Here is a 20187-nt window from a genome sequence, read left to right as displayed (position 1 = left end):
GGTTGCGAAAGTGGTCATTGCAGCGGCTTTCGTCTGCACGAATACTCTCTTTCAGTTCTGTGGGCCGCGTCACAACACGGCCCGTTCGTGAAGGAGATCAGGCATGAGCGTCCGAGAAGCGGTGCGGCAGGCCGGTACCGGCCCCGCCGCACTCCGCAGGGTGGTGGCGGCCTCCATGGCCGGGACCGTCGTGGAGTGGTACGAGTTCTTCCTCTACGGCACCGCGGCCACGTTGGTGTTCAACAAGGTGTTCTTCGCCAAGGGGACCAGCGATCTGGATGCCATCCTGGCCGCGTTCGTCACCTACGCGGTCGGCTTCGCCGCGCGGCCCATCGGCGGAATCGTGTTCGGGCACTTCGGCGATCGGCACGGCCGCAAGAAGCTGCTGCAGCTGAGCCTGGTGCTGGTCGGCGCGGCCACCTTCCTGATGGGCTGTCTGCCGACTTTCGGACAGGTCGGCTACCTGGCTCCCGTACTGCTGGTGACGCTGCGGTTCATCCAGGGCTTCGCCATCGGCGGCGAGTGGGGCGGGGCGGTGCTGCTGGTGGCCGAGCACAGTCCCAGTCGCGGGCGCGCCTTCTGGTCGTCCTGGCCGCAGGCGGCGGTACCGCTCGGGAACATGGTCGCCACCCTCGTGCTGCTGGTGCTGACCACATCGCTGTCGGACGCGGCGTTCCTGTCCTGGGGCTGGCGGGTCGCCTTCTGGCTCTCGGCCGTGGTCGTGCTGATCGGCTACTACGTGCGCAGCAAGATCACCGACGCGCCCATTTTCCTTGCGGCGCAACAACAGGCTGAGCAGGAGAAGGCGGCCTCGTTCAGCCCGTTCGAGGTGCTGAAGCGGTACCCGCGCGGCGTGTTCACGGCCATGGGTCTGCGCTTCGGCGAGAACATCATGTACTACCTGGTCGTCACTTTCTCCATCACCTATCTCAAGGTGCACGTGGGTGCGAACACCAAGGTGATCCTGTGGTGGCTACTGGCCGCGCACGCAGTGCATTTCGCGGTCATTCCACTGGCCGGACGGCTCAGTGACCGATACGGGCGCAAACCGATCTATCTCATCGGCGCGCTGGCGGCGGGAACCTGGGGCTTCTTCGGATTCGCGCTGATGGATTCCAAGCACAACGCCCTGATCCTGCTCGCCATCATCGTCGGGCTGGTGTTCCACGCCTTCATGTACGCGGCGCAGCCGGCGATCATGGCCGAGATGTTCCCCACCCGCATGCGGTATTCCGGTGTGTCTCTGGGCTATCAGGTGACCTCCATCGTGGCGGGCTCGGTCGCGCCGATCATCGCGGTGAAGCTGCTCGACGTCTACAAGTCCGCGGTGCCGATCGCGGTGTACCTGGCCGCGGCGTGTGCGGTGACGGTGATCGCGGTGCTGTGCGCGAAGGAGACCAAGGGCCTCGACCTCGAAGCCGTCGACCGCGCCGACGCGGAAGAGACCGCGCCGCAGGCTGATGCGAAGCCGGTGAACGCATGAACCCGGGCGGCGACGGCGACCTACGCGGGCGCACCGCGCTGGTCACCGGCGGCGGGAGCGGAATCGGCGCGGCGTGCGCGCGTGAACTGGCCGGTCGCGGCGCCGCGGTGCGGGTCGCCGACATCGACGGGGTGGCCGCCGAGACGGTGGCCGCCGAGATCGGCGGTACCGCCTGGGAAGTCGACCTGTCCGAGGTCGCCGCCCTGGAGCACCTGGAACTGGAGGTGGACATCCTGGTCAACAATGCCGGCGTCCAAACCGTAGCTCCCATCACCGAATTCCCGCCCGAGCGCTTCCGGACCATGCTCGCGCTCATGGTGGAGGCGCCGTTCCTGCTCACCCGCGCCGCCCTGCCGCACATGCAGCGGCAGCGGTTCGGGCGGATCGTCAATGTCTCCTCCGTGCACGGTCTGCGCGCCTCGGCCTTCAAGTCCGCGTACGTGACGGCCAAGCACGCCCTCGAGGGCCTGTCCAAGGTGACGGCGCTGGAAGGCGGCCCGTTCGGGATCACCAGCAACTGCGTCGATCCGGGATATGTGCGGACTCCCCTGGTAGACAAGCAGATCGCCGATCAGGCCAAGGCCCACGGGATCGCCGAGCAGGAGGTGGTGCAGACCATCATGCTCACCGAGAGCGCGATCAAACGGCTCGTCGAACCGGAGGAGGTCGCCTCGCTGGTCGGCTGGCTCACCTCCGCTATGGCGGGCATGGTGACCGGCGCTTCGTACACCATGGACGGTGGATGGAGCGCGCGATGACGGGGATCTTCACACCGGCGGCGGGCCACGAGCCGCAGTGGACACCGAGCCCCGACGTCATCGAGGGCGCGCAGATCACCCGGTTCGCGCGGTTCGTGACGGCGCGCACCGGCGTGCAGTTGCCCGACTATCGGGCGCTGTGGCAGTGGTCGGTCGACGATCTGCCCGGTTTCTGGCGGGCGGTGTGGGACTGGTTCGAGCTCGGCGAGGCGCCCGGTGTGGCGCTGGCCGACGACTCGATGCCGGGCGCCCGCTGGTTCCCGGGCGCGACGGTCAATTACGTCGACCAGGTGGTGCGGCAGGCATGCGCCGACCGCCCGGCCATCGTGGCGCTGCATGAGGAGTCCGCGCCGCGCGAGCTGTCCTGGTCGGAATTGCTCACGCGCACAGCAGCTCTCGCCCGGTCGTTGCGCACGCTCGGTGTCGGGCCCGGGGATCGGGTGGCCGGGTACCTGCCCGATATCGCCGAGACGGTGATCGCCTTCCTCGCCACCGCGAGCATCGGCGCGATCTGGAGCGTCTGTGGGCAGGACTACTCCGCGCAGGCCGCGCTGGATCGGCTCGGGCAATTGGAGCCGGCCGTGCTGATCACCGCGGACGGCTACCGGTACGCGGGCAGAGCGCACGACAAACGGGACGAGGTCGCCGCGTTGCGCGCCGGACTGTCGTCCCTGCGGGCGACCGTGGCCGTCTCCCGGCTCGGGCACGGCGTGCCCGGCGCGTTGACCTGGGACAGCGCCGCCTCGATGGAGGATGCCGGATGCGGAATCGATACGGTGGCAGTGGATTTCGACCATCCGCTGTGGGTCCTGTACTCCTCCGGCACCACCGGAAAGCCGAAGGGGATCGTGCACGGGCACGGCGGGGTGCTGCTCGAACACCTGAAATCGCTGTCCCTGCAATCGGATATCGGGCCCGAGGACACCTTCTTCTGGTACGCCAGCCCGTCGTGGATGATGTGGAACTATCAGGTCGCCGGGTTGCTGGTCGGGGCAACCATCGTCTGCTACGACGGCAGCCCCGCCCACCCCGCGCCGGACGGGCTGTGGCAGTTGGCGGCCCGTACCCGCGCGACCGTGGTGGGCACCAGCCCCGGATATCTGCTTGCCTGCGAGAAGGCCGGTTCGGTGCCCGGTCGTGACCACGACCTGTCGGCCCTGCGGTCGGTGGGCGTCACGGGTGCGGCGCTGCCGCCGTCGTCCTCACTCTGGGTGCGCGACACCGTGGGTGAGCACGTGTCGGTGTCCTCGATCAGCGGCGGCACCGATGTGGTGTCGGCTTTCTTCGGCGGCGTGCGGACGGTGCCGGTCTGGCCCGGTGAGCTGTCGGCGCCCTATCTCGGTGTGGCGCTGGACGCCTGGGACGAAAACGGCCGTCCGGCGCGGCGTGCGGTGGGGGAGTTGGTGATCACCCAACCCATGCCCTCGATGCCCCTGCGATTCTGGAACGACCCTGACGGCGTCCGATACCGCGAGGCCTACTTCGACGTCTACCCCGGCGTGTGGCGGCACGGCGACTGGATCACCCGCACCGAGCGCGGCAGTGTGATCGTGCACGGGCGTTCGGATTCCACCCTGAACCGCAATGGGATTCGCATGGGCAGCGCCGACATCTACCAGGCCGTGAGCGGCCTGCCCGAGATCGCAGAGGCGCTGGTGCTCGGCATCGAGCAGCCGGGAGGCGGCTACTGGATGCCGTTGTTCGTCGTGCTCGCCGAGGGCGTCGAGTTGACCGACGAGGTACGTCATCGCGTGAATACGGCTATCCGCAGCGAACTCTCGGCGCGGCACGTACCCGACGAGATCATCGCCGCCCCGGGCATCCCGCACACCCGGACCGGCAAGAAGCTCGAGGTCCCGCTGAAGAAGCTGTTCCAGGGCGGAGATCCCGCCGAGGTCGTTGCGCGCGGGGCCGTCGACCGACCGGAACTGCTGGACTGGTTCGCGGCGCTGCGGCCCGCGTAGGACAGTCCGCCCGCTTCGATCACTCGCCTACCGGACCACTCGATGCGGGCTCGGCCGGCTTACGGGACTGCCACCAGTGGCGCAGCTGGTCCATGCGGGTGGCGCGGGCGGGCCAGAACTCCTCGACGCTGGCGTTGAACTCCGCGCCGAGGATGATCGCGAAACCTAGGAAGAAGGTGAAGAGCAGGAACGCGATCGGGGTGGCCAGCGCGCCGTAGGAGATGCCGGTGCGGGTGACCCAGGCCAGGTAGCGGCGCAGCCCCTCGCTGGCGGCCATGAAGAAGACGCCCGCGACCAGCGCGCCGCCGAACAGCCGATGCCACGGCAGGGTGCGGTGCAGGGCCGTCTTGTAGAGGAAGGTCAGCCCGACGATGAGCAGCAGACCGGTGCCCGGATAGTAGAAGGCGTCGATCAGCCGCAGCCCCGGCTCCCGCCACCCATGCGGGAGCACCCGGCCCATCAGCGTCGGGCCCAGCGCGATCAACGGCAGGATCAGCACCGCGACGACGAGGAAGCCGACATAGAGCAGCAGCGCGAAGATCCGCTGCCAGACCGGGTGTCGCGCGGTCGCCTGCCCGTGCGCGGCGGTGATGGCGTCGACGAAGGTGGCCATCGCCGAGGACCCGGCCCACAGCGACAACACGAACCCCACCGACACCACCCCGCCGTGCCCACGCTGCAGCACATCGTTCACGGTCGGCTGGACCAGCGTGTCGACCACGCTCGGGCTGAACGCCTTACGCGCGAAACTCACGATCTTGGACTGCACGATGTTCACGGTGTTCGGCCCGAACCAGTGCCCGACGTAGCCCAGGCTGCCGAGCAGACCCAGCAGCAGCGGGGCCAGCGACAGCGTCTGCCAGAAGGCGGCCGCGGCGGATTTGGCGAAGATCGAGTCGGCCCACGCCTTGACCGCGACATGCGTGACGAGCTGCCGGATGCGGCCCCATCGGGTAGCGGCGAGCACGACGGGTGTGCCCGGTGCGGACGCGTCGGCGTGTTGCGGAGATTCGTCGTGCGCGTTCATCGTGGTCCAAGCATCGCCTACCAGGGCTTCGAATGGGATGGGACCCGCAATGTGTCGTGCGGCACTCGACGGGGCTGTGTCGGATTGGAAAGCAGTCGGTCGTACTCGCTAATCTCTTCCGAGTGACTTCGGGTGGTGGCGGTTCGCTACGTGCATGGCAACGCAGGGCACTGACGAAGTATCTGACGGCCAAGCCACGGGACTTCCTCGCCGTCGCCACGCCGGGCGCGGGTAAGACGACCTTCGCGTTGCGGGTGGCGGCCGAGCTGCTCAACGATCGCACGGTCGACCAGGTGACGGTGGTCGCGCCGACCGAGCACCTCAAGCATCAGTGGGCGGCCTCGGCCGCGCGTACCGGCATCCAGCTGGATTCGAATTTCTCCAACTCGACCGGTTCCACTTCGTCGGACTATCACGGCGTGGTGGTGACCTACGCGCAGATCGCGTCGCATCCGTTCAAGCACCGGGTGCGCACCGAGAACCGCAAAACGCTGGTGATCATGGATGAGATCCATCACGCCGGTGACGCCAAGAGCTGGGGTGAGGCGGTCGAAGAAGCGTTCAGCGACGCCACCCGCCGCCTGCACCTGACCGGAACCCCGTTCCGCAGCGACGACTCCAAGATTCCGTTCATCACCTACGAGGCCGACGAGTCCGGGTTCGAGAAGTCGCGCGCCGACCACACCTACGGCTACTCCGAGGCGCTCGCGGACGGCGTCGTCAGACCCGTGGTCTTCCTCGCCTATTCCGGTGAGGCGCACTGGCGCGACAGCGCGGGCGAGGAGTATTCGGCCCGCCTGGGTGAGCCCCTCAACGCCGAGCAGACCGCGCGCGCCTGGCGCACCGCCCTGGACCCGGCCGGCGACTGGATGTCGAAGGTCCTCACCGCGGCCGACACCCGGCTGCGGCAGTTGCGCGCGACCGGCATGCCCGACGCCGGCGGCCTGGTCATCGCCACCGACCAGGAGAAGGCGCGCGACTACGCCGAACTGCTGGAACACATCTCCGGCACCAAGCCGACCATCGTGCTCTCCGACGATCCCGACTCCTCCAGCCGCATCGGCGAGTTCAGCGAGAACACCGATCCCTGGATGGTCGCGGTGCGCATGGTGTCCGAGGGCGTCGACGTGCCGCGCCTGGCGGTCGGCGTGTACGCCACCAGCGCCTCGACCCCGCTGTATTTCGCGCAGGCCATCGGCCGTTTCGTGCGTGCCCGCAAGACCGGTGAGACCGCGAGTGTGTTCCTGCCCTCGGTGCCGGTGCTGCTGGATCTGGCCGCCCAGCTGGAGTTGCAGCGTGACCACGTCATCGGCAAGCCGCACCGGGAGGCGAACGGGCTCGAGGACGAGCTGCTGATCGACGCCAACAAGCAGAAGGACGAGCCGGGCGAGGAGGAGAAGAAGTTCATCGCCCTGGCCGCCGACGCCGAGCTCGACCAGGTCATCTACGACGGCGACTCGTTCGGCACCGCCACCTTCTCCGGCAGCGACGAGGAGGCCGACTACCTCGGCATCCCGGGCTTGCTCGACGCCGACCAGATGCGCGCCCTGCTGCGCGAACGCCAGTCGCGTCAGCTCCAGGACCGCACCGCCGCCGCCGAGGCTCGCCCGTCCGGGGCCGGCGTGGAGGCGGCCGCCGAACGCGCCGCCACCGCAGACCGGCTCTCCGAGCTGCGCCGCGAACTCAACAGCCTGGTTGCCATGCACCACCACCGCACCGGCAAACCCCACGGCGTCATCCACGGCGACCTGCGCCGCGAATGTGGGGGCCCGCCAACGGCTCTGGCCACCGCCGACCAGCTCGCTCAGCGGATCGCCAGCCTGCGCCGCGTCTGAGCGGCCAGGCTCACACGATCTGTAGCTCCACCTCGACGGGATCGCCCGCGGACAGCCCTTCGGCTGTCCGCACGGCCTTCTTCACCGGCAGGATGTATGTGCCTTCCTTGCGGGCCGGGAAGATCGATGTCGACCAACGACTGGCGCCCACGGTGACCTTCACCTTGACCGAACCGAATCCGCTCGAGGTGTGGCCGTACAGCTCGTCGATCTCGTCGGTGACCGCTTCGGGCAGGCTCACGAAATGCCACGCGGCCTGAGCCTCCCACTCCCAGAGCTCAGCGGTGAAGGTATACGTGGACTTCGCCATGACCCGACGATAACCGCGGGGTCCGACAGATCAGCCGGTGAAGTAGCGGGCGGGGGAGACGCCGACCTCGCGGTGGAAGGCGGCGACGTAGGCGCTCGGGGTGGCGTAGCCGACACGAGCCGCGATCCGGGCCACCGGCAGGCCCGCCGCCAGCAGCGGCAGAGAAGCGGCCAGGCGGAGCTGGGTTCGCCACCGGCCGAAGGTGATTCCGGTCTCGGCCAGGAAGCCCCGGGCCAGCGTGCGCGGACTGGTGGCGACCGCGTCCGCCAGCTCGGCCAGGGTGCGCTGGTCTGCGGGGTCGGCGCGGAGCAGCTCGGCGACGCGGCGGGTGCGCGGCTCCTCGGGTGTGCGTGCGCCGATCGGGATCACCTGCACCGGATCGAGCAGGTCGAACACCACCGCCTCGGCGCGCTCGCGCTGGGCGTCGGTGGTGGTGGTCGCGGTGAGGTGCAGGAACAATTCGTGCATGAGGCGGTCGACCCGGAGCATCACGGGCGCCGGGTAGTCCACCCGTGATCGCTCCGGGGTCAGGAAGATCCCGTGCATGATCGCGCCTTCGAGGGTGCCGGTGCGATGGACGGTCCCGCCGGGAATCCACAGTGCGCGGGTCGGCGGCAGCACCCAGTGCCCGCCCGGCGTCTGAACGGTCAGCACTCCCTGTGCGGCCCAGGCGATTTGATGCTGCGGGTGCTGGTGCTCGTCGAACCAGTAACCGGAGGGCAGGGTTCCGAGCCCGAACACCATGGCCGTCGGCCCCGAGGGCGGCGCGAGAACCTGGGTTTGGCCGTTTGGCGACATGATCTGTCACCATAGTCTCTCGCGGTCACACTGTGCCCGCCCTAGCGTTGAACCCATGGGCATGAACTACTTTCATCAGCATCTCTGCCGCTCGAGCCAGTGGGAACGCGCCAGCGCCACCCAGATCGTGCCGTGGGCGCTGAAGGGTCTCGACCTCGGTGACAACGCCCTCGAGGTCGGCCCGGGCTACGGCGCGAACGTGGCCACGCTGCGCGCCCGCGTCCCGGCGCTCACCGGCCTGGAGATCGACCCCGCGCTGGCCGCGCGCCTGCGCACCCGCAAATCCGATCAGCTGCGCGTCATCGAGGGTGACGCCACCGCGATGCCCTTGCCCGACACCGAATTCAGCTCCGTGGTCAGCTTCACCATGCTGCACCACGTCCCGACGCCCGCCCTCCAGAACGACCTCTTCGCCGAGGCGTTCCGAGTCCTCCGCCCCGGCGGCGTGTTCGCCGGCAGCGACGGTCTGGACCGCCCCACCTTCCGCCTCATCCATCTCGGCGACACCTGCGTCCCGGTGCCACCGGCCACCATGACCGCCCGCCTCACCCGCGCCGGTCTCACCGACGTCGAAGTCCACTCCGCCGCAACCTACTTCCGCTTCCGCGCCCGCCGCCCCGCGTAGCGCCGGTCGTCACCCGGGCCACATCGCGGGCAAGGCTGAGGTCAGGGCTGCTGCCGGGAACTTCGCCGCGTCCGGCCGAACGGGTTCGACGCGTTCGTCGGAGGAGCCCGATCGCACTCGGCGGCAGTGCTTCACGCGATCGGCCGGGGGTCTGGTCGCCGTCAGCCGAAGAACGTCGCCGGGTCGAGTGCGTCGATGGGGGTCCATCGGGATATCGACACCGCCGTGTCCGGTGCCTCGGCGGGTGGGGTGCTGCGGTAGCCCTGGAGATCCAGGGCGAGCCACGGGGTTTCGTCGATCAGCCGGACGACGGCGTAGCAGGCGGCGAGCATGTGCAGGCAGCGGGCGTTGCGGGCGCGGCAGGAGCAGTCGGTGGCGGCGAGGATGGGGGTGACCGAGATGCCCGCGGCGATGACGGCGGCGTGCAGGTCGTCGCTGAGGGTGAGGGCGTCGGCGGGCACCACCGCGGCGATGGCGTCGATGGTGGCGCGGGGGAAGGACGTCAGCTCCAGGTGGGTGATCGACGCTTCGTTGCCGCGGTGGATGTGGGCCCGCACCACGGTGCCCTCGATCTCGACGCGGACGCCGTTGTTGCGGGCGATGCTGCGGGCGCGGGGGAGCAGCGGCTCGGGTTTGGTGAGGCGCAACGGTTCCGCGAGCCGGACCCAATCCCTGCCCCAGGCCGTGTAGCCGAATTCGTTGTCGGGCATGTCAGTTCCCCCGCTTCCGGCGCAGCAGTTCCAGCAGTCGTTCGTCGTCGAGGCGGGCCAGTTCGGCGACCCCCGCCGCGTCGGTGAGGTCGGTGAGCGCGGATTTGCGGTCGTGCATGCCCGCGATGTGTTCCTCGATGGTGGTGCCTGAGGTCAGGGTGGTGACGGTGACGGTGCGGGTCTGGCCGATACGGTGGGCGCGGTCGGAGGCCTGCGCCTCCACGGCCGGATTCCACCAGCGGTCGAAATGGATCACGTCGGCGGCCCGGGTCAGGGTGAGGCCGGTGCCCGCCGCCCGCAGGCTCAGCACCAAGATCGGTGGGCCGTCCGGTGATTGGAAGCCGGTGACGATCTCGGCGCGCTGCTCGGCGTTCAGTCCGCCGTGGAAGAACGGCGCCCGCACCCCGAACTCCTCGGCGCAGTGCCGCACCAGCAGGTCGCCGGTCTTGCGGTACTGGGTGAACACCAGTGTGGGGGAGTCGTTGTCGAGGTTGCCGGCCAGGATGTCGGAGCAGACGTCGAACTTGCCGGAGCGCCCGGCCAATTCGTTCAGCTCCCCGGTGATCAGCCCCGGGTGGTTGCAGACCTGCTTGAGTTCGGTCAGCACGGCCAGCACCCGGGTGTGCCGTTGCGACCCGCTGCCGAAGCCCGTGGCCTCGGCTCGGTCGAGCAGTTGGTCGTAGAGCTGTTCCTGTTCCGCGGTCAGGTCGCACACCAGATCGGTGTGGATCTTGGGCGGCAGTGACGCGGCGACCTGGATCTTGCGGCGGCCCAGCACGATCGGTTCGAGCGCGTCGCGTAGTCGCAGCACCGCGCTCGCCGAGCCTTCGCTGATCGGCCGTACGAAGCGCCGCCGGAACTGCGCCTTGTGCGTGAACTCCGCCGGCGTGACCAGGTTCAGCAGCGCCCACAGTTCGTCGAGGTGGTTCTCCACCGGCGTACCGGTCAGCGCGATGCGCGCGTCGGCGGGAATCGCCCGCGCCGCCTTGGCCACCTGGGTGCGTGGATTCTTGAGCACCTGCGCCTCGTCGAAAACGACGCTCGCCCACTGCTGCCCGGTCAACGCGGGCCCGTGTCCGCGCACGGTCGGATATCCGGTCACCACGACGGTGCCCGCTGCGGCCTCCGGTGCGTCGCCGCCGCGCCACGCCACGGCGTGCAGTCCGGGCGCGAATCGCTCGATTTCATGCACCCAGTTGCCGACGAGTGATGTGGGACACACTACGAGTTGCGGCCCGTCCCCGGCCTTCCTGAGCAGGTATCCGATGGCCTGCACGGTCTTGCCCAGACCCATCTCGTCGGCCAGAACCGCGCCGCCGTGCGCGGCGGTGGTCTCGCGCAGCCAGGTGATGCCGCGCGCCTGATAGGGCCGCAGCTCGGCCTTCAGGCCTGACCGCAGTTCGGCCTCCAGCGTCAGGGTGTCCCGCAACGCGCGCAGGGTCCGGCCGGCGGACATGACGGCCGTGCCGGTGGCGTTCGGGACGGCGTGCGCGGCCGTGGGCAGCAGTCGCGTCTCGATGTCGCCGTCGAGGGCCTCACGTAACCGGTGTATCGATTCTCCGGGATCGGCGATAGCAAGAGCGAATAACCGTTCCGGTTCCACCAGAGCGCATTCCACGTCGGTGACGGCGATGCCGTCCCGGTCGGGGATGGCCAGGGCGAGGGTCTGTACTTCGCCGAGGTCTCGCGGTGCGCGTCCGGCGGTGTGGCCGTTCCAGGTCCAGAGCGCGACCATATGACGATCCTGCAGGTAGGTGGCTTGCGAGGTCTGCGGCACCAATCCGTTCTACCTGCCCGGCCCGGCTGTGCGCACATGACGCTTCTCGCGTTGCGCGCACCGGGATTCGCGTGTCTTGGGCCACATTTGTGACCACTACCACGAGTGATAGCCGTCATACATGAAAGCAGCGGGCGACCCGTAGGTCGCCCGCTGCGCGGTTTTCTGTTGGGAAGATGGAATTGTCGAGAGTTGGAGGAGCTGTTACAGCGCCGGTGCCGACTCCGAGTCGATCACGGCTTCGAGCTCACGGAGACGGTCCATGTGCTCATTGGCGTGATGCTGGCAGAAGAGCAACTCTCCACCTGCGGGCAGGGTCGCGCGCACGCGCGCAGCCGCCCCGCAGCGGTCGCAACGATCGACCGCGGTCAGTGGGGTGCTTGTCAGGGTTCCTGGCATGACTCCTCCGTCCTGGCTCTGGGTGTTCACGCACCGTTCGCCTGGTGTGGGGGTTCGCGGTCCATTCCGCGAACCTCGCTACCGCTACTTCCCAGCAGTGGCTTGTTGACTACTCTGTCAGACGTTCGGCGAGAGGACTTTGTTCCCGTGCAGTTTCCCGTGTGTTTTCAGTAACACGACCTGGGATTTCGCTGAAAGCGAACAGGTCCTGGTGACTGCCCGCGGAGACGCGGATACCTCCCGTTCGAACACGCTGATCGAGTTGTCTATCCGGAGACTACCCGGGCGCACCGACACTCACACTCCGATTGGCCTCCGTGCCCTCGGCGCCAGCAAACCGTAATCAAGGCGGGTGGATCGGAGACCTGGCCGCGACCGGCGCGACCTCGGGTTCACCTGCGACGTCGATACCATCAGGGGGTATGCCCTTCCTGCATCGTTCGCCCAGCGCGAAACGCCGTGTCGCCGCGCGTGTTCAGAACCAGGATTCGTCGAGTTCCACCGTGGTGCGATCGTCGGAGTCGAGCAGGTCGAATTGCGGTGCGGTGCGGGGGAGTTCCCACCGGAAGAAGTATCGGGCGGCCAGTTTCTTGCCCTCCCGGAAGGTCGTCTCCGGCAGGGCGTGCGCGGCCACCGCCTGCTCGAGCCAGATCCAGGCCAGCGCCACGTGGCCGAACGCCTCCAGATAGACCGCCGAATTGGTCAGCGCCGCTTCGGGGTTGCCGGTGGCCCACAGACCCGCCGTGGTGGCGGCCAGGCGGCCGGAAGCGGCTTCCAGGGCGGCCGCGAACCCGGCCAGCTCGTCGTCGCCGGTGCCGCGGGCGGTGGCGACGGTGGCAGCCATCGTCTCCAGCAGGGCCGCCAGTGCCGCGCCCTGATCCAGGGTGACCTGCCGGCCGAGCAGATCCATGCTCTGAATGCCGTGGGTGCCTTCGTGAATGGGGTTGAGGCGATTGTCGCGGTAGTGCTGCTCGACGTCGTAGTCGCGGGTGTATCCCGCGCCACCGTGAATCTGGATGGCCAGGTCGTTGGCGGTCAGGCACCACTGGCTGGGCCAGGACTTCGCGATCGGGGTGAGGATGCGCAGCAGGGTGCCCGCCCGGTCCCGCCCGGATTCGGTTGCCGCGGTGCGGTGCTCGTCGACCAGCTTCCCGCAGTACAGCTGCAGCGCCAGCGCGCCTTCGGCATAGGCCTTCTGGGCCAGCAGCATGCGGCGCACGTCGGGATGGGCGATGATCGGGACCTGCGCGCCGCCGCGGGCGCTGAGCGGGCGGCCCTGCGGTCGGCTGCGGGCGTAGTCGAGGGACTTGAGGTAGCCGGTGTACCCGAGCGCCGTGGACGCCAGCCCGACGCCGATGCGGGCCTCGTTCATCATCGTGAACATCTGGGCCAGACCCTGATTCGCCGCGCCCACCAGATACCCGACCGCGCCCGGCTCCCCGCCGGGCGTGAAGTTGCCGTCGCCGAACACGGGCGCGGTGTTGACCGTGCCGCGCCAGCCCATCTTGTGGTTGATGCCCGAGAGCGCGACATCGTTGTGGACGGTCGCCTGGCCGTCGGCGTCGGGCAGGAACTTGGGGACCACGAACAGCGAGATGCCGCGGGTGCCCTCCGGCGCGCCCGGGATGCGGGCCAGCACCAGATGGACGATGTTCTCCGACAGCTCGTGGTCGCCGCCGGAGATCCACATCTTGTGCCCGAAAACGCGGTACGAGCCGTCGGCGGCGGGCACCGCCCGGGTGGTGATGTCGGCCAGGCTGGACCCGGCCTGCGGCTCCGACAGCGCCATGGTCCCGAAGCTGCGGCCCTCCAGCATGGGGCGCACGTAGGCGTCGATCTGTTCCGGGCTGCCGTGCGCGGCAAGCAGATTCGCATTGCCGGTGGTGAGCAGCGCGTAGGCGGCGGTGCCGACGTTGGCGGCGTGGAACCACGACATGCACGCGGTGTAGACCGAGTGCGGCAGCTGCATGCCGCCGACCTCGTAATCCATTGCCGCGCCGATCATTCCGGCGTCGGCGAAGGCCCGCAGCGCCTTGCCGACCGCGGGGATGATGTGCACCCGCTCGCCGTCGAAGGTGGGCTCGTGCAGATCGCTGTCGCGATTGTGCGGCGCGAAGTAGGTGGTGGCCAGGTCCTGGCACAGCCGCAGCACCTGGTCGAAGGTGTCGCGGGAGTGGTCGGCGAAGCGTTCGCGCCCCGTCAGCGACTCCACGTCGAGCCAGTCGTAGAGCAGGAACTCGAGGTCACGCGCGGACATGATGGTGGAGGGGTTCATGGTTCCTCGGACGGTCGGGTACGTGGAGTCGTACCTGCCGGTCTACCAGATGACCTACCCGCCCCGCTGACCAGCATGGACGTGCGCAAACCTACCGGGGAGTGATCGGGTTCGGTAACCCGCCGCGGTAACGTTCACCGCGGGCGGCGACCGTCACGAACGCACCGTGTGGCGGCCTCGGTGGGAGCGGCCGAAGTGGCCGGGGGACTGGCCCTTCCAGGTGCGGAAGGCCGAGGCGAAGGCGGAGACGCTGGCGTAGCCCAGCCGGTCGGCGGCCTGCTCGACGGTGAGGCTGGCGATGAGCAGTTCCTCGGCCGGCATGCCGACCGTCTCCAGGCTCAGTTCGCGGAAGGTGGTGCCTTCCTCGGCGAGGCGGCGGCGCAGGGTGCGGACGCTGACGTCGAGGTCGGCGGCGATACGGGTCTGGTCGGCGGAGCCGCCGTGGCGGATGAGCAGCTGCCGGACCCGGCCGCTGAGGCCGCTGCGGCTGCGCCGCGATTCCATCAGGTCGGCGCACTGCTGCTCGTAGAAGCGGGCGGTGGACAGATTCGCCTGGGGGAGCAGAGTTTCCAGGGTGCTTGCCTGGAAGGCCATGCGGGACTGCGGTTTTGAGAAGCCGACCTCCTCGACGCCGAAGACCGCACCGAACATCTCGTAGAGGGGGTGCGCTTCACCGGACCGTGCGTGAGCGTCTGGACTCGCGACACCGTCACCGCGAACCGTGCCATCGCGTGCTTGGGGCCGGCCCGGGTGAGCATCAACGACATCTCCATTCACGTGGCCCGGCCGCAGCCCTGCTGAGGCGCGCGCCCGGATCGCGGCCGTTGTCACCTAGATTGGATCGGGTGGGAATCGAACCGGACACGACGCCGTCGACGCTGCTGCACATCTGCTCCCGCGACGAATGGGAGAGCGCCCGCGCCGCAGGCGAATACCGCGCCCCGTCGCTGGCCGAGGCCGGATTCATCCACCTGTCCGCCCCGTATCAGGCGCATCTGCCCGCCAACCGGCTCTTCGCGGGCCGCACCGATCTGGTGCTGCTGCACCTGGATCCCGCCGCGCTCGGCGCGCCGGTGAAATGGGAGCCGGGTGTCCCCACCGATCCGGAGTCGATGCGCTTCCCGCATCTCTACGGCCCGCTCCCGCTCGCGGCCGTCACCGCGGTGACCGATTTCGTGCCCGGTCCCGACGGCAGCTTCGCCCCGCTCGACGCGAGTTGATCGCCGCGCGGGAGGCGAACCGGTCGTGCTCCCGGACGTAGCTCCCCGCGATACGCGCGGATTGTCCTAGGCTGGACGGCGTGAACGTCGATGTGACAGCCCTGCCCGGTATCGGTGTCCGCAAGGACTTCGCGGTGAGATCGGGGCGGCGGATCGGAGTCGTCGCGCACCGGGACGGCGGCATCGACCTGATCGTCTCCCAGCGCGACGACCCGGACACCTGCATCGCGCAGGTGCCGCTGAACCCGGACGAGGCCGCGGTGCTGGCCAATCTGCTCGGTGCGCCGCAGCTGGTGCAGCAGCTCAGGGAAGAACACTCCGACTTACCCGGGATCACCACCCGACAGCTCAGCATCAGTGGGAGCTCGCCGTATCGGGGACGGATGTTGGGCGAGACCGGCATGCGGACCCGCACCAAGGCGTCCATCGTCGCGATCATGCGGGCCGGACAGGTACAACCCTCACCGGGACCGGATCAGGTGCTCGACTCCGGGGACATCCTCGTCGTGGTCGGGACACCGCACGGGCTCGACGCGGCCGCCCGCATCCTGGTCGACGGCTGAACCGGTGGATTCGACCGGCCTAGCCCTGTTCGAACTCGGCGCGATCTTGTTCGCGCTCGGCATGCTCGGGCGGCTGGCCGCCCGCTTCGGCATGTCGCCGATTCCCCTCTATCTGCTGGGCGGCCTGGCCTTCGGTGAGGGCGGCATCGTGACGATGAAGGCCGCCACCGAATTCGGGCACATGGCCGGGGAGATCGGCGTGGTGCTGCTGCTCCTGCTGCTCGGCCTGGAGTACACCGCCGCCGAACTGGTGACCGGGCTGCGCCGATCCTGGCTGGCCGGTCTGCTCGACATCGTCGCCAATGCCACGCCGGGCGTGGTGGTGGCGCTGGTGCTGGGATGGGGTGCGGTCGGCGCGGTCACCATGGGCGGCGTCACCTATATCTCCTCGTCCGGCATCGTCGCCAAGGTGCTCAACGACCTGGGACGGCTCGGTAACCGCGAGACGCCGGTGGTGCTGTCCATCCTGGTGTTCGAAGATCTCGCGATGGCGGTGTACCTGCCGATCCTCACCATGATGCTGGCCGGGCTCAGCTTCGCCAGCGGGCTGCGATCGCTGGCCATCGCCCTGGTGGCGATCACCGTGGTGCTCATCGTGGCGTTGCGCTACGGCCGCTACGTGTCGGCCATCGTGGACAGCAACGATCGGGAAGTGTTCCTGCTCAAGCTGCTCGGCGCGGCGCTGCTGGTGGCGGGCGCGGCCTCGGCGCTGAAGGTGTCGGCGGCGGTCGGCGCGTTCCTGCTCGGCATCGCCATCTCCGGTTCCACCGCGCAGGAGGCGGCCAAACTCCTCGAACCCTTGCGCGACCTGTTCGCGGCCATCTTCTTCGTCGCCTTCGGGCTCAATACCGATCCCACCGCGATCCCGCCGGTGCTGGGCTGGGCGGTGCTGCTGGCGGTGGTGACCGCGCTGACGAAGATCGGCACCGGCTGGTGGGCGGCCTCGCGCCAGGGCATCCGGAGGATGGGTCGCGCCCGCGCGGGCGCGGCATTGGTGGCGCGCGGCGAGTTCTCCATCGTCATTGCCGGGCTGGCGGTTTCGGTGGGCGGGGTGAATCCGAAGCTGGCGGCGCTGGCCTCGGCCTACGTGCTAATGATGGCCGTGCTGGGTCCGATCGCGGCCCGTGTCGTCGAGCCCGCCATCCGGCTCGTCCAGCGGGGCCGCACCGACGCCGTCCCCACCTGAATCGGCGCTGGTGCCGGGCGCGTCGGCGTCGGTCGCGCTCGAATCGGCCACCGCCGGTTTCGGATTCGCGGCCGCCCTGCGCTCGCGCGCCGCGATCAGGCGGTGCGAGAGCGCCACCGCGATCGCGCCCACCGTGAAACCGATGAGCAGCGCGAAGAAATGGCCGTAGTCGGTGAACGTGCGCCCGTGCCAGACCCCGTAGCCGTACCAGATCAGCACCGCCACCGCCCACACCCAGCGGGCCGGTCCCCGCAGCCGGAACGTCAGCACCGCCAGCATGGCCGAGATGCCGTAGCTGGGGCCGACATCGGAGGCGAACGCCACCCGCGTCGGGATCAGCTGCTTGTCCAGCTTGTGCGCGATACCCAGCACCGTGATCAGCGTGGCCCCCACATGGCCGAAGGCCACCACCACGATCCAGCGCAGCGACCCCAGCCAGCGTTCGGCCAGCGCCATCAGCGTGACCAGGATCAGGATCTCGCCCCACGGGAACCCGCCGTCGGTCCAGAACGCCGAGGCCACCAGCACCTGGATCGGATCCTTCTGCATATTGCGCAGATTCGTCGACGCCGAGAAGATCAGCCGCCGGCCCACGATGTCGCTGGCCCCGCGCAACGTCCACCAGGTGATGAACAGGGTGAACGCGTAGGCGATACAGGCCGGGGTGACGGCCAGCAGATCCCGATAGGCCTGGAAGCCGCGCCGCAACCGATGCGGCTGCCGCACCCAGTCGCCGAGCAGCCGGAGCTGTTCACCGAGATCGACGGTGCGCAGCCAGGGCGGCTGATAGGTGCCCAATGCCATTGCGCCATGCTAACCCGAGGTCACGGGCGCGCCCGTACATCACGCGGAGACGCGATGACTACCGTCGAGGCGGTAGCGATGGTTGCCCGAACTGTGTCTGGGAGGTGGCGGTGAGACTCTGGCGGGTCGTCATGATGCTGGCCGGGGCGGCGGTGCTGGTGCCGTTCGCCGGTTTCACCGCGTACACGCTCGGCCGAGCGCGGCGGTCACCGCGATCGGGCGCAGACGTGGTGGTCGTGCTCGGCTGCCGGCTGCGCGGGGACCGGGTCTCGCCGATGCTGGCCCGGCGGTTGAACCGGGCGCTCGACGTGGTGCGTGCGGAGCCGGGCCGCTCGCCGCTGCTGGTGGTATCCGGCGGGCAGGGCGGTCACGACCCGGTGCCCGAGGCCGCCGCCATGGCTGATTACCTGGTGGCGCAAGGGATTCCGGCCGAGGGCATCGTCGCCGAGAGTCGCTCACGCAATACCGAGGAGAACCTGCGGTACACGGTCGAGGAATTGCTCCGCCGTGGTGTCGATCCGCGGTCGGTGCGAATCACGGTGGTCACCAGTGACTTTCACGTACTGCGCACCCGGCGGCTCGCCCGGGGACTGGGGTTACGGGCGGAGGTCGCCGGGGCACGGACTACCCGTCTGCTGACCCGAAAGTCGTTCCTGCGAGAGTTCGTGGCCGTGCTCGCTACCCCCGGCAGGCGTGGGTAACTCCGCTGCTGGTTCTCGAACCGGGCAGATCAGTTCCGTGGCCTAGTTCGTGGCCGCGTGTCGAAGGTGTCGTGGATGCTCGAATCTGTTCGGCCGTAGCTCAATTGGCTGCGCCGCGCAGATCCAGGCGGCGCATCACCCGGTCCACGACATCCGGCGGCACGCCGGGTTCGCGGCGGGCGGCGAGGGCTTCGGCGCGGCCCGCCTCCAGCACGTCGTTGGAGATGGCGCGCATCTTCGCGGTGAAGGCCAGGGCGCGGTCGGTGGCCATGCGGGCGTTCTCGTCGGCGGCTTCGGGGTCGGCGTGCGCGAGGCGGCGTTCGAAGGTGGAGCGCAGCCGGTCGTAGACCTCCTCGGGCAGGTGCTCGGTGCGCGAGATCTCCTCGAGCCGTGCGAGTTCGGCCTGCAGTACCCGGGTCCACAGTTCGCGTTCGATGACGCGTTCGGCGCCGAGGTCGGCGCGCACGCCCGTGGCGCGCACCACCGCGGGCAGTGTCGGGCCTTGCAGCAGCAGGGTGAACAGCACCACCGCGAACGCGGTGAACAGGATCTCGGTGCGACCCGGGAAGGGCCGGCCGGCGTCGGTGCTCAACGGGATGGCCAGGGCAAGCGCGACGGTGGCCACTCCGCGCATGCCCGCCCACCAGGTCACCACGGTCTCGCGCCAGGTATAGGGTTCGTCGCGGTCGCGGGTGCGCCACCAGGACTGGAAGATCGCGGTGGTGGTCAGCAGCCAGATCAGCCGCAGCCCGACCACGACGGCGATGACGACCGCGGCGCTGCCCAGGAAGCGCGGCCAGTCGGGTCCGGCGTCGCGCAGTACCGTGCTCAGTTCCAGCCCGATCAGCCCGAAGGCGAAACCGGTGACCAGCATTTCGGTGATCTGCCAGAAGGAGTCGCCGACCAGCCGGTAGTCGCTGTCACCGAAATCGGTTGCGGCGTCGGTCAGATACAGCGAGCACACCAGCACCGCCAGCACCGCGGACCCGCCCCGCGACTCGGAGAACCCGTAGGCCGCGAACGGCAGCAGCAGGCCCAGCGCCACCCGCCACGGGGCTTCGTCGAGGCGGTGCATGAGTTTGCTTCCGGCCCAGCCGAACAGTAGCCCGACCGCACTCCCGACCAGCGCCGACACCCCGAAGTCGACGACCGCGCCCCAGGCGGAGAAGGTTCCCGACACCACCGCCTGCACCGCGACCGTGTACAGCACGATGGCGGTCACGTCGTTGAACAGGCCCTCGCCCTCGAGCACCGCCACCAGTCGTCGCGGCAGGCCCAGTTTGCCCGCCAGCGCCGACACCGCCACCGGATCCGGCGGCGCCACCAGTGCACCCAGAGCGACCGCCGCCCCGAGCGGGATCCCCGGATACCAGAGATGGAAGGCCCAGGCGACGGCCACGGTGGTGACGACGACCAGCACCACCGCGCGCAGGCTGATCGCGGCCCAGTTCTCCGCGAACTGCCGCCAGGAGGTGCGTCGCGCGGCCGCGTACAGCAGCGGCGGAAGGACCAGCGGCAGAATCAGTTTCGGGTCGATCTGGATGCTGGGGACCTGCGGGATGAGCGCGAGCACCACGCCGAAGGCGGTCATCAGGACCGCCGGGGCCTGACCCAGCCGTCGTCCGAGCGGCTGCGCCAGGATGGTCGCGAACAGGACCGCGAAGATCAATTCCAGCTGGTGGTGCTCCACGGCCCTCAGTTTGCTGTGGATGTGCCGGAAAGTCGAACACCGGACACCGATTCTCAGCGAAC

General features: G+C 69.1%; 19 protein-coding genes. 9 read left to right on the top strand and 10 right to left on the bottom strand.

Going from position 1 to position 20187, the window contains the following annotated elements:
• Positions 1 to 103 precede the first annotated feature (103 nt).
• From ACYVKL_RS36295 to ACYVKL_RS36285, 3 genes are read left to right on the top strand one after another with little or no spacing between them, the layout of a single operon-like run.
• Complete coding sequence (locus tag ACYVKL_RS36295) at positions 104 to 1483, top strand: MFS transporter (protein WP_379172930.1); 1380 nt, start codon at positions 104 to 106, stop codon at positions 1481 to 1483.
• Complete coding sequence (locus ACYVKL_RS36290; protein WP_379172928.1) at positions 1480 to 2241, top strand: 3-hydroxybutyrate dehydrogenase; 762 nt, start codon at positions 1480 to 1482, stop codon at positions 2239 to 2241. Before ACYVKL_RS36295 ends, ACYVKL_RS36290 begins: the two co-directional genes overlap by 4 nt.
• Entirely contained in the window at positions 2238 to 4205 is a 1968-nt protein-coding gene (locus tag ACYVKL_RS36285) for an acetoacetate--CoA ligase (protein ID WP_379172926.1), read from the top strand. Before ACYVKL_RS36290 ends, ACYVKL_RS36285 begins: the two co-directional genes overlap by 4 nt.
• A gap of 19 nt (positions 4206 to 4224) precedes the next feature.
• Here the strand turns inward: ACYVKL_RS36285 and ACYVKL_RS36280 are convergent, their stop codons facing one another.
• On the bottom strand, positions 4225 to 5232 hold the full coding sequence (locus ACYVKL_RS36280) for a YihY/virulence factor BrkB family protein (RefSeq protein ID WP_379172924.1): 1008 nt from the start codon (positions 5230 to 5232) through the stop codon (positions 4225 to 4227).
• A 122-nt stretch (positions 5233 to 5354) separates the two neighbouring features.
• On the opposite strand from ACYVKL_RS36280, the gene ACYVKL_RS36275 reads away from it, so the two are divergent.
• A complete protein-coding gene (locus tag ACYVKL_RS36275; protein ID WP_246597933.1) occupies positions 5355 to 7067 on the top strand; it encodes a DEAD/DEAH box helicase in 1713 nt (570 codons plus the stop codon).
• Between the two features lie 10 nt (positions 7068 to 7077).
• On the opposite strand, the gene ACYVKL_RS36270 is transcribed toward ACYVKL_RS36275, so the two are convergent.
• Both ACYVKL_RS36270 and ACYVKL_RS36265 read right to left on the bottom strand, forming a co-directional pair.
• Positions 7078 to 7377, bottom strand: coding sequence for a DUF1905 domain-containing protein (locus ACYVKL_RS36270; RefSeq protein ID WP_213556598.1), 300 nt, complete (start codon positions 7375 to 7377; stop codon positions 7078 to 7080).
• 30 nt (positions 7378 to 7407) lie between these two features.
• Positions 7408 to 8175 (bottom strand): AraC family transcriptional regulator, encoded by a 768-nt coding sequence (locus ACYVKL_RS36265; RefSeq protein WP_379172921.1) that lies wholly within the window; start codon positions 8173 to 8175, stop codon positions 7408 to 7410.
• 55 nt (positions 8176 to 8230) lie between these two features.
• Between ACYVKL_RS36265 and ACYVKL_RS36260 the strand changes: the two genes are divergently transcribed.
• Positions 8231 to 8800, top strand: a complete 570-nt coding sequence (locus ACYVKL_RS36260) for a class I SAM-dependent methyltransferase (RefSeq protein WP_379172919.1) — start codon at positions 8231 to 8233, stop codon at positions 8798 to 8800.
• A gap of 161 nt (positions 8801 to 8961) precedes the next feature.
• On the opposite strand, the gene ACYVKL_RS36255 is transcribed toward ACYVKL_RS36260, so the two are convergent.
• The 5 genes from ACYVKL_RS36255 to ACYVKL_RS36235 form a co-directional block, all read right to left on the bottom strand.
• Positions 8962 to 9510, bottom strand: coding sequence for a hypothetical protein (locus ACYVKL_RS36255; RefSeq protein WP_379172917.1), 549 nt, complete (start codon positions 9508 to 9510; stop codon positions 8962 to 8964).
• Position 9511: 1 nt separating this feature from the next.
• Positions 9512 to 11245 carry a DEAD/DEAH box helicase gene (locus tag ACYVKL_RS36250; protein WP_379172915.1) on the bottom strand — a complete coding sequence of 578 codons (1734 nt, stop codon included), beginning with the start codon at positions 11243 to 11245 and terminating at the stop codon, positions 9512 to 9514.
• 246 nt (positions 11246 to 11491) lie between these two features.
• Positions 11492 to 11686, bottom strand: a complete 195-nt coding sequence (locus ACYVKL_RS36245) for a DUF7455 domain-containing protein (protein ID WP_246597932.1) — start codon at positions 11684 to 11686, stop codon at positions 11492 to 11494.
• 475 nt (positions 11687 to 12161) lie between these two features.
• Positions 12162 to 13961 (bottom strand): acyl-CoA dehydrogenase, encoded by a 1800-nt coding sequence (locus ACYVKL_RS36240; RefSeq protein WP_379172913.1) that lies wholly within the window; start codon positions 13959 to 13961, stop codon positions 12162 to 12164.
• Positions 13962 to 14114: 153 nt separating this feature from the next.
• The gene (locus ACYVKL_RS36235) at positions 14115 to 14612 is read right to left on the bottom strand and encodes a helix-turn-helix domain-containing protein (RefSeq protein WP_379172911.1); all 498 of its coding nucleotides are present in this window, start codon (positions 14610 to 14612) and stop codon (positions 14115 to 14117) included.
• 200 nt (positions 14613 to 14812) lie between these two features.
• Between ACYVKL_RS36235 and ACYVKL_RS36230 the strand changes: the two genes are divergently transcribed.
• From ACYVKL_RS36230 to ACYVKL_RS36220, 3 genes are all read left to right on the top strand, one after another.
• Complete coding sequence (locus tag ACYVKL_RS36230) at positions 14813 to 15181, top strand: DUF952 domain-containing protein (protein ID WP_379173161.1); 369 nt, start codon at positions 14813 to 14815, stop codon at positions 15179 to 15181.
• An 80-nt stretch (positions 15182 to 15261) separates the two neighbouring features.
• A complete protein-coding gene (locus tag ACYVKL_RS36225; protein ID WP_213556594.1) occupies positions 15262 to 15744 on the top strand; it encodes a cation:proton antiporter regulatory subunit in 483 nt (160 codons plus the stop codon).
• 4 nt (positions 15745 to 15748) lie between these two features.
• Positions 15749 to 16930, top strand: coding sequence for a cation:proton antiporter (locus tag ACYVKL_RS36220; RefSeq protein ID WP_357194935.1), 1182 nt, complete (start codon positions 15749 to 15751; stop codon positions 16928 to 16930).
• Here ACYVKL_RS36220 and ACYVKL_RS36215 read toward each other — a convergent pair.
• A complete protein-coding gene (locus ACYVKL_RS36215) occupies positions 16835 to 17734 on the bottom strand; it encodes a rhomboid-like protein (RefSeq protein ID WP_379172907.1) in 900 nt (299 codons plus the stop codon). The two genes, ACYVKL_RS36220 and ACYVKL_RS36215, sit on opposite strands and share 96 nt — an antisense overlap.
• A 110-nt stretch (positions 17735 to 17844) precedes the next feature.
• Between ACYVKL_RS36215 and ACYVKL_RS36210 the strand changes: the two genes are divergently transcribed.
• Positions 17845 to 18435 (top strand): YdcF family protein, encoded by a 591-nt coding sequence (locus ACYVKL_RS36210; RefSeq protein WP_379172905.1) that lies wholly within the window; start codon positions 17845 to 17847, stop codon positions 18433 to 18435.
• Between the two features lie 100 nt (positions 18436 to 18535).
• Here the strand turns inward: ACYVKL_RS36210 and ACYVKL_RS36205 are convergent, their stop codons facing one another.
• Entirely contained in the window at positions 18536 to 20125 is a 1590-nt protein-coding gene (locus tag ACYVKL_RS36205; protein ID WP_379172903.1) for a Na+/H+ antiporter, read from the bottom strand.
• Positions 20126 to 20187: the final 62 nt, after the last annotated feature.

The sequence above is a fragment of the Nocardia tengchongensis genome (assembly GCF_054781395.1).
Note: the sequence above shows the minus strand (reverse complement) of the source record. Positions and strands in the feature narration are given on the sequence as shown.

Coding starts and splice junctions, on each gene's coding strand:
- ACYVKL_RS36215 (WP_379172907.1), bottom strand. CDS start 17,734: ATGGCATTGGGCACCTATCAGCCGCCCTGGCTGCGCACCGTCGATCTC.
- ACYVKL_RS36265 (WP_379172921.1), bottom strand. CDS start 8,175: ATGTCGCCAAACGGCCAAACCCAGGTTCTCGCGCCGCCCTCGGGGCCG.
- ACYVKL_RS36235 (WP_379172911.1), bottom strand. CDS start 14,612: ATGTTCGGTGCGGTCTTCGGCGTCGAGGAGGTCGGCTTCTCAAAACCG.
- ACYVKL_RS36245 (WP_246597932.1), bottom strand. CDS start 11,686: ATGCCAGGAACCCTGACAAGCACCCCACTGACCGCGGTCGATCGTTGC.
- ACYVKL_RS36285 (WP_379172926.1), top strand. CDS start 2,238: ATGACGGGGATCTTCACACCGGCGGCGGGCCACGAGCCGCAGTGGACA.
- ACYVKL_RS36280 (WP_379172924.1), bottom strand. CDS start 5,232: ATGAACGCGCACGACGAATCTCCGCAACACGCCGACGCGTCCGCACCG.
- ACYVKL_RS36250 (WP_379172915.1), bottom strand. CDS start 11,245: ATGGTCGCGCTCTGGACCTGGAACGGCCACACCGCCGGACGCGCACCG.
- ACYVKL_RS36255 (WP_379172917.1), bottom strand. CDS start 9,510: ATGCCCGACAACGAATTCGGCTACACGGCCTGGGGCAGGGATTGGGTC.
- ACYVKL_RS36295 (WP_379172930.1), top strand. CDS start 104: ATGAGCGTCCGAGAAGCGGTGCGGCAGGCCGGTACCGGCCCCGCCGCA.
- ACYVKL_RS36260 (WP_379172919.1), top strand. CDS start 8,231: ATGGGCATGAACTACTTTCATCAGCATCTCTGCCGCTCGAGCCAGTGG.
- ACYVKL_RS36290 (WP_379172928.1), top strand. CDS start 1,480: ATGAACCCGGGCGGCGACGGCGACCTACGCGGGCGCACCGCGCTGGTC.
- ACYVKL_RS36240 (WP_379172913.1), bottom strand. CDS start 13,961: ATGAACCCCTCCACCATCATGTCCGCGCGTGACCTCGAGTTCCTGCTC.
- ACYVKL_RS36270 (WP_213556598.1), bottom strand. CDS start 7,377: ATGGCGAAGTCCACGTATACCTTCACCGCTGAGCTCTGGGAGTGGGAG.